The organism is Alcanivorax sp. P2S70 (assembly GCF_000475295.1).
In the GTDB taxonomy this organism is placed as follows: Bacteria; Pseudomonadota; Gammaproteobacteria; order Pseudomonadales; family Alcanivoracaceae; genus Alcanivorax; species Alcanivorax profundi.
The window spans coordinates 1-1,221 of record NZ_AXBZ01000024.1 but is presented as its reverse complement, the minus strand read 5'-3'; the positions used below and the strand labels follow the sequence as shown (position 1 = coordinate 1,221).

1 protein-coding gene is annotated in these 1,221 nt (G+C 55.9%); it reads left to right on the top strand.

Going from position 1 to position 1,221, the window contains the following annotated elements:
* Nucleotides 1–62: 62 nt before the first annotated feature.
* Nucleotides 63–1,216, top strand: a protein-coding gene (locus Q672_RS0117175; protein WP_152521826.1) for an IS3 family transposase whose coding sequence is annotated in 2 segments (ribosomal slippage) — nucleotides 63–303 and nucleotides 303–1,216 — 1,155 coding nt in all. Because the reading frame shifts where the segments join, the coding sequence is not laid out codon by codon here.
* Nucleotides 1,217–1,221: the final 5 nt, after the last annotated feature.

The following is a 1,221-nucleotide window of genomic DNA, read 5'->3' as shown; positions in this document are numbered from 1 at the left end:
GGGTTCTACCCCGTTACTGCGGACACTTCTAAAAAGAGGCACACTGTGCCCAAGGAGTGTTTATGAGCAAGCGAAAGAAGTACAGCCCCGAGTTCAAGCGTGAAGCGGTAGAGCAGACTCGCCACCCCGACGTGAGCTGCCGCCAAGTGGCCCTTGAACTGGGCATCAATCCCAATCTTCTCTCTCGTTGGCGCAGAGAGGCGGATGATGCCTCCACCCCAAGCTTCCAGGGTTCAGGCTCCCCTCGTGACGCGGAGATGGCCCGGCTGAAACGGGAGCTGGCACGAGTGAAGAAGGAAAGGGATTTTTTGCGCGAAGCGGCAACGTTCTTCGCAAAGGAGTCGTCCTGAGATATCAGGCGATTGAGCGTTGCCGCCAAGACTTCCCTGTTCTGCTAATGTGTCGCTGCTTGAAGGTCTCTCCGAGCGGCTACTACTCTTGGTCTGGCCGGGCGCCTTCGAGCCGGGCACAGGATAATGAGCGGCTTCTCAAACGAATCCACGAGATACATGCTGACAGCGGTGGCGCCATCGGCGCCCCTCGCATGCATGATGACCTGGTGGAGGAAGGAGAAACAGCCAGCCTCAATCGTGTGGCGCGTCTAATGGCGAAATCTGGCTTGCAGGGCTGGCCTCGCCGCAGAGGCCGGGGTCGCAAGGCCCCTTCAGTTCGTCCGGATGGAGTGAAGAACCATCTGAAACGAGACTTCTCTGCACTGGAGCCAGACACCAAGTGGGTGACCGACATCACGGAGATCAAGACCAAGGAAGGCAAGCTATTCCTGTGTGTAGTGATGGATCTGTACAGCAACATCATTGCGGGCTGGTCGATGCATCATCGCCAGGATCGGTACATGGTGCTTCGGGCAGTTGAGATGGCGGTGTGGCAACGAGAGGGAGATGGGAAGATCATTCTCCACTCGGATCGAGGTAGCCAGTTTACGAGTGGTGATTACCAGCGTTATTTGAAACAGCAAGGATTGGTATGCAGCATGAGTGCGGTCGGCCACTGTGCCGATAATGCAGCCTGTGAAGGGTTCTTCGGCATGATGAAGCGGGAACGGACAAATCACCGTGATTATCGAACCCTGAATGAGGCAAGGGCTGACGTATTTAATTACATCGAGCGGTTCCACAACCCAAGAAGGCGACGTAAGGTCGCAGCTCAAGATCACAAGTTTACCGCCTTCTTAAAACCGTCCGTGGAAACGGGGTAGAACCC